This window comes from Xanthomonas cannabis pv. cannabis (assembly GCF_000802365.1).
Classification (GTDB): domain Bacteria; phylum Pseudomonadota; class Gammaproteobacteria; order Xanthomonadales; family Xanthomonadaceae; genus Xanthomonas; species Xanthomonas cannabis.
In genome coordinates this window covers 1-6,350 of record NZ_JSZE01000160.1, presented here as the reverse complement: position 1 = coordinate 6,350, position 6,350 = coordinate 1, and the positions used below count along the sequence as shown (strand labels likewise).

6 protein-coding genes are annotated in these 6,350 nt (G+C 68.4%); all 6 read left to right on the top strand.

What is annotated here, in order from left to right; genetic code table 11:
- Positions 1 to 346 precede the first annotated feature (346 nt).
- Positions 347 to 2,035, top strand: a complete 1,689-nt coding sequence (gene flhF / locus OZ10_RS19040; protein WP_039566580.1) for a flagellar biosynthesis GTPase FlhF — start codon at positions 347 to 349, stop codon at positions 2,033 to 2,035.
- On the top strand, positions 2,022 to 2,906 hold the full coding sequence (locus OZ10_RS19035; protein WP_039566578.1) for a MinD/ParA family protein: 885 nt from the start codon (positions 2,022 to 2,024) through the stop codon (positions 2,904 to 2,906). Before flhF ends, OZ10_RS19035 begins: the two co-directional genes overlap by 14 nt.
- Positions 2,903 to 3,670 carry an RNA polymerase sigma factor FliA gene (locus OZ10_RS19030; RefSeq protein ID WP_039414775.1) on the top strand — a complete coding sequence of 256 codons (768 nt, stop codon included), beginning with the start codon at positions 2,903 to 2,905 and terminating at the stop codon, positions 3,668 to 3,670. The genes OZ10_RS19035 and OZ10_RS19030 overlap by 4 nt, the downstream gene beginning before the upstream one ends.
- A gap of 35 nt (positions 3,671 to 3,705) precedes the next feature.
- Entirely contained in the window at positions 3,706 to 4,098 is a 393-nt protein-coding gene (cheY, locus tag OZ10_RS19025) for a chemotaxis response regulator CheY (protein WP_014507662.1), read from the top strand.
- Positions 4,098 to 4,724, top strand: a complete 627-nt coding sequence (locus OZ10_RS19020; RefSeq protein ID WP_039414784.1) for a protein phosphatase CheZ — start codon at positions 4,098 to 4,100, stop codon at positions 4,722 to 4,724. The genes cheY and OZ10_RS19020 overlap by 1 nt, the downstream gene beginning before the upstream one ends.
- A 2-nt stretch (positions 4,725 to 4,726) precedes the next feature.
- On the top strand, positions 4,727 to 6,350 hold a 1,624-nt coding region (locus OZ10_RS19015; RefSeq protein WP_039566576.1), incomplete at its 3' end, for a chemotaxis protein CheA.

The window sequence follows — 6,350 nt, the reverse complement described above, 5'->3', positions numbered from 1 at the left end:
GGGTTGCCAGCGCTGCAGCGGCGTTGCACCAACGCCTCCCTTCCCCGCCTGCCAACGCCTCCCTTCCCCCGCCTGCGGGGGAAGGTGCCCGAAGGGCGGATGGGGGCAACAGGGGCAGCCGCCGCACGCGCAACCCTCCTGATCGAGCGCCAGAAATCCAGCACTTCGTTTTTGGCACACCACATGCATTAGCTCTGGCGAGACCGCAGACAGCTCCACCGCTGCGGGGCGGATGGCAGGACTTGGAACACACACGGGACATGCAACTCATGACGCTGGCAACACACCCACATTCATCGCGCACCCGTCCGGCGTCCGGCGGGTCCCGTTCCTGGAGGCACGTGGCATGAAGATCAAACGCTTTGTTGCCCCGGACATGCGCACCGCATTCCGCATGGTGCGTGACGAGCACGGCCCGGATGCGGTGATCCTGTCCAACCGCCGCACCGCCGAAGGCATCGAAATCGTCGCGGCCAGCAATTACGACGAAGAACTGGTGCAGCGCGCCCTGGAAACCGCCCGCGCCGAGACCCCGGCCAGCGCCGCGCCCGCCCAGCAGTCGCCCGTGCAGCAGGCTCCGGTGCAGCAAGCCCCGGCCCAGCCGGCGGCCCGCCCCGCCGCGCCGGTGCATGCTCCGCTGAAGCCGGCCGCCGAGGCCGGCATGAGCCACCGCCAGCGCGTTGCCAGCGCCGCCGAAGAGATGATCGCCGCCATGGCCCTGCGCCAGCCGGTCAGCGTGCCGCGCCAGGCCCCGGTGGCCGCCCCGATCCGCAGCGCCGCGCCGATGCCGGCCGTGCAGGAGCTGGCCGCCCCGGTGGCGCAGCGTCAGGACCACGCACTATCGGCGGTGCCGGAACAGCTGTTCGCCGACTTCCTGACCACCGCCCCGGTCCAGCGCCCGGCGCTGCAGACCGCTCCGACTCCGAGCCCGGCTCCGGCTCCGATCGCTGCCGCCGCCCCGGCCTACGCCGCACATGGCCAGGACGACGACGCCTTCGCCGATGAGGCCGACTTCGATCTGGACGACGCCCTGCCGCAGATCCTGCCGCCGGCTGCACTGCCGCCGATCGTCGTCGCCCCCGCCGCGCTGGCCGCAGTGCCGGCGGCTGCCGCGCCGATCCCGCAGAACGACGAAGAACTCAAGCAGCTGCGCGGCGAGCTGGCGCTGATGCGGCAGATGATCGAGCGCGAAATGAACCGCCTCACCGACGAGCGCCTGCGTGGCTCCCCGGTGCGTGCGCAGGCACTGGAACTGATGGACGACTATGGCTTCGACGCCGGCCTGACCCGCGACATCGCCCTGCAGATCCCGGCCGATACCGAATTGCACCGTGGCCGCGGGCTGATGCTGGGCCTGTTGTCCAAGCGCCTGCCGGTGGCCCCGGTCGACCCGCTGGAACGTGGCGGCGTCATCGCCCTGGTCGGCCCCACCGGCGCCGGCAAGACCACCACCATCGCCAAGCTGGCGCAGCGCTTCGCCGCCCAGCACGCCCCGCGCGACGTGGCCCTGGTCACCACCGACACCTTGCGCGTCGGTGGCCGCGAGCAGCTGCACAGCTACGGCCGTCAGCTCGGCATCGCGGTGCACGAGGCCGACAGCGCCGAAAGCCTGCTGGAGCTGCTGGACCGCCTGCGCGACTACAAGCTGGTGCTGATCGACACCGCCGGCATGGGCCAGCGCGACCGTGCCCTGGCCGCCCAGCTGAACTGGCTGCGCGCCGCCCAGCAGGTCACCTCGCTGCTGGTGCTGCCCGCCAACTCCCATTTCGCCGACCTCGACGAGGTCGTGCGCCGCTTCGCCCACGCCAAGCCCCAAGGCGTGGTGCTGACCAAACTCGACGAGACCGGCCGCTTCGGCAGCGCCTTGTCGGTGGTGGTCGACCACCAAATGCCCATCACCTGGGTGACTGACGGACAGCGGGTCCCCGACGACCTGCACCGCGCCAATGCCGCCAGTCTCGTTCTTCGTCTTGAAGATTTGCGGCGCGCTGCCGATAAGCCCTGTACTCCGGAGCACAACCATGCAGTCGCGTGAATACGCCAAGCTGACCAACGCCTTCCCCCTGTCGGCGACCCGTCCCGAGCCTTTGGGCCCGGTGCGCACCATCGCCGTGACCGGTGGCAAGGGTGGCGTGGGCAAAACCAACATCTCCGCCAACCTGGCCGTGGCGCTTGCCGACATGGGCAAGCGCACCCTGCTGCTGGACGCCGACCTGGGCCTGGCCAACCTGGATGTGGTTCTGGGCCTGGCGCCCAAGTACACCCTGGCCGACCTGATCGCCGGCCGTTGCACCCTCGATGAAGTCATCATCGAAGGCCCCGGCGGCGTGCTGGTGGTGCCGGCCGCGTCCGGTCGCCGCCACATGGCCGAACTGGCCCCGGCCCAGCACATCGGCCTGGTCAACGTGTTCTCCGAACTGGAACGCGACCTGGACGTGATGGTCATCGACACCGCCGCCGGCATCACCGACAGCGTGCTGACCTTTTGCCAGGCCGCCCAGGACACCGTGGTGGTGGTCTGCGACGAGCCGGCTTCGATCACCGACGCCTACGCGCTGATCAAGGTGCTCTCGCGCGAACGCGGCGTGGACCGCCTGCAGATCATCGCCAACATGGTGCGCGACCCCAACGAAGGCCGCCTGCTGTACGACAAGCTCTCTCGGGTCTGCGAAAAGTTCCTCGGCGACGTCTCGCTGAACTATCTCGGCCACGTGCCGCAGGACGACTGGTTGCGCCTGTCGGTGCAGCGTCAGCAACCCGTCATCAAGGCCTACCCGTCCAGTCCGTCGGCGCAGGCCATTGCAGAAATCGCACGCCGTACCTCGCGCTGGCAGGCACCCACCGTGCCGCGCGGCAACGTCGAGTTCTTTGTCGAACGCATCATCCAACGGGGAGTGGCCGCATGAGCACCGCTACCGCCACCACGGCCAGCGCGCAGTACCGCGCCGTGCAGCGCAACAACGCCAACGACGTGGTGACCCAGCACGCCGACCTGGTCCGCCGCATCGCCCACCACCTGGCCGCGCGCCTGCCGGCCAGCGTGGAAGTGGACGACCTGATCCAGGCCGGCATGATCGGCCTGATCGAAGCCTCGCGCAGCTACGACTCCGACCAGGGCGCCTCGTTCGAAACCTATGCCTCGATCCGCATCCGCGGCTCGATGATCGACGAGATCCGCCGTGGCGACTGGGTGCCGCGTTCGGTGCACCGCCGCGCCCGCGACGCCGCGGCTGCCGTGCGCAAGATCGAGCAGAACACCGGCCGCGCCGCCGCCGCCACCGAAGTGGCCGCCGCGATGGAAATGCCGCTGCCCGACTACCTGCGCCTGATGGAAGACGCCGCCCGCGGCCAGGTGCTGAGCCTGGAATCGCGCATCGAAGATCACGGCGAGCTGGACACCACCGCCAAGGGTGGCCCCAACCCGCAGCAGATGATGGAGCGTGGCGAATTCGGCCGCGAGCTGGGCAAGGCCATCGGCCAGTTGCCCGAGCGCGAGCAGCTGGTGCTGTCGCTGTACTACGAACAGGAATTGAACCTGAAGGAAATCGGCGCCGTGCTGGGCGTCAGCGAATCGCGCGTGTGCCAGATCCATGGCCAGGCGGTGGTGCGTTTGCGTGGCCGCCTCAAGGTCTTCGAACTGGCCGATGCCGGCGTCGAAGTCGACGACTGAATTTTTCGCGTAATTTTTCGTGTTAGGAGCTTGATGTGAACAAGAACATGCGGATCCTGATCGTGGACGACTTCTCGACGATGCGACGCATCGTCAAGAATCTGTTGGCGGATCTCGGCTTCACCAATACCGCAGAGGCCGAAGACGGCAACAGCGCGCTGGCCGCGTTGCGCGCGGGCCCGTTCGACTTCGTGGTGACGGACTGGAACATGCCCGGCATGACCGGCATCGACCTGCTGCGCAACATCCGCGCCGACGCCAAGCTCAAGCACCTGCCGGTGATGATGGTGACCGCCGAAGCCAAGCGCGAGCAGATCATCGAAGCGGCCCAGTGCGGCGTCAACGGCTACATCATCAAGCCGTTTACCGCGCAGACGCTGGAAGAGAAGCTGGGCAAGGTGTTCGAACGTCTGGCGGCGACCGCCTGATGAACGCCACCGTGGAAACCGATGCCGAACGTGCCGCGTTGATCGAGCGCCTGCAAGGCGCGCTTGACGCACTGGAAAGCGGTGATGAAGTGGCGTGGAAGCGCGAGGTCGACCACCTCGCCGCCCTGCGCACGCGCCCGATGATGCAGAGCCTGAGCCGGCTCGCCCGCGAACTTGGCCAGGCGCTGGGCGAACTGCCCACCGTGCCCGAAGAAGCCGGCGAACTGGACGATGCCTGCTCGCGCCTGGACCACGTGGTGGAAATGACCGAAAAGGCCAGCCACCGCACATTGGATCTGGTCGAAGAATGCCGCGAGCTGGCCAACCAGCTGCGCGATGGCGGCCTTAATCAGGACCAGGGCGCGCTGATGGACAAGATGCGCCACAACCTCACCGAGCTGTCGCTGGCGCAGAGCTATCAGGATTTGAGCGGCCAGATCATCCGGCGCGTGGCCGGCATCGTGCGGCGCGTGCACGAGGGCTTCGGTGCGCTCGGCCTGCCGCCGAAGAATCCCGAGCCGAAGAAAGACGACGGCGGTCTTGCCGGTCCTGCGATCAAGGGCCTGGACCGTCACGCCGTGTCGCAGGACGACGCCGACGATTTGCTGTCCGGATTGGGGTTGTAACCATGAGTGCCGTTCCAGACGATATTGCTGCCGATTTCATCGTCGAGGCCCAGGAAATCCTGGATCGCCTCGGCGAACAGCTGGTGTCGCTGGAACAGGCACCAGACGAAGCCGACCAGCTCAATGCGGTGTTCCGCGGCTTCCACACGCTCAAGGGCGGCGCCGGCTTCCTGGCGATCAAGCCCATGGTGGAGCTGTGCCACGCCGCTGAAGAAACCCTCGGCATGGCGCGCTCCGGCCAGGCGGTGCTGCAGGCGCATCACTTCGATGCCGCGCAGCAGTCGCTGGATTACCTGCAGGCCATGCTGGATGCGATGGGCTCGGGCGAACCGGTGCCGCATGCACCGGCCTCGCTGATTGCCCAGTTCGATGCCAAGAGCGGCCCGCCGGCGGTCAAGGCCGCGCCCAAGGCCGCTGCCGCTGCACCCGCACACGATGACGCACACGGCGCTGCTGCGCCGGGCGCCAAGGCCGCGCCCAAGGCGGCGGCCAAGGCGGCCGACGCCGAGCAGACCGTGCGCGTGGACACCAAGCGCCTGGACGCCATCGTCAACCTGATCGGCGAGCTGGTGCTGTCGCGCAATCGCCTCAAGACCCTGCGCACGCGCCTGCGCGACGAAGAACTCGACCGCGCGGTCAGCACCCTGGACATCGCCACCGCGCGCCTGCAGACCGCGGTCATGCGCACCCGCATGCAGCCGGTCAGCAAGGTGTTCGCACGCTTCCCCAAGGTGGCCCGCGATGTCGCGCGCACGCTGTCCAAGGAAGTGGAACTGGAACTGATCGGCGCCGAAACCGAGCTCGATCGCAATCTGGTCGAGGCCCTGGCCGACCCGCTGGTGCACCTGGTGCGCAACGCGATCGACCACGGCATCGAATCGCCGGCCCTGCGCGAAGCCACCGGCAAGCCGCGCAGCGGCCATGTGCGCCTGTCCGCGCAGCAGGAAGGCGACTACGTCAGCATCGAGATCCAGGACGACGGCGCCGGCATCGACCCCGAACGCCTGCGCGAAATCGCCCGCAACAAGGGCCTGATCGACGCCGAAGCCGCCGCCCGCCTGAGCACCGACGAGTGCCTGCATCTGATCTTCATGCCGGGCTTCTCGACCAAGGCCGAGGTCACCGACATCTCCGGCCGTGGCGTGGGCATGGACGTGGTGCAATCGCGCATCCGCGAACTCAGCGGGCAGATCCAGATCCAGTCCGAACTGGGCCGCGGCAGCCGCTTCATGATCCGCGTGCCGCTGACCCTGGCGATCCTGCCGACCCTGCTGGTGCAGGCCGGCGAAGCGGTCTATGCCCTGCCGCTGGCCCGCGTGGTGGAAGTGCTGCACGCCCCGCAGACTTCGCTGGGCTGGTTCGACGGGCGCGCCGTACTGGACCGCCGCTCGCACACCCTGCCCCTGATCGACCTGCGCCGCTGGCTGGGCGTACCTGCCGAACAGCCGCCGCTGCTGACCGTGGTGCTGCTGCAGGCCGGCGAAACCCGCTTCGGCCTGGTGGTGGACCAGGTCCGCGGCCGCGAGGAAGTGGTGATCAAGCCCCTGCCCCGCGCATTACGCGGCCTGCCCGGCTACGCCGGCGCCACCCTGATCGGTGATGGCCGCATGGCGCTGATCCTGGATG

What these genes read in the sequence shown, in the direction of transcription:
- flhF (WP_039566580.1), top strand. Translation starts at nt 347, where the DNA reads ATGAAGATCAAACGCTTTGTTGCCCCGGACATGCGCACCGCATTCCGC.
- OZ10_RS19035 (WP_039566578.1), top strand. Translation starts at nt 2,022, where the DNA reads ATGCAGTCGCGTGAATACGCCAAGCTGACCAACGCCTTCCCCCTGTCG.
- OZ10_RS19030 (WP_039414775.1), top strand. Translation starts at nt 2,903, where the DNA reads ATGAGCACCGCTACCGCCACCACGGCCAGCGCGCAGTACCGCGCCGTG.
- OZ10_RS19020 (WP_039414784.1), top strand. Translation starts at nt 4,098, where the DNA reads ATGAACGCCACCGTGGAAACCGATGCCGAACGTGCCGCGTTGATCGAG.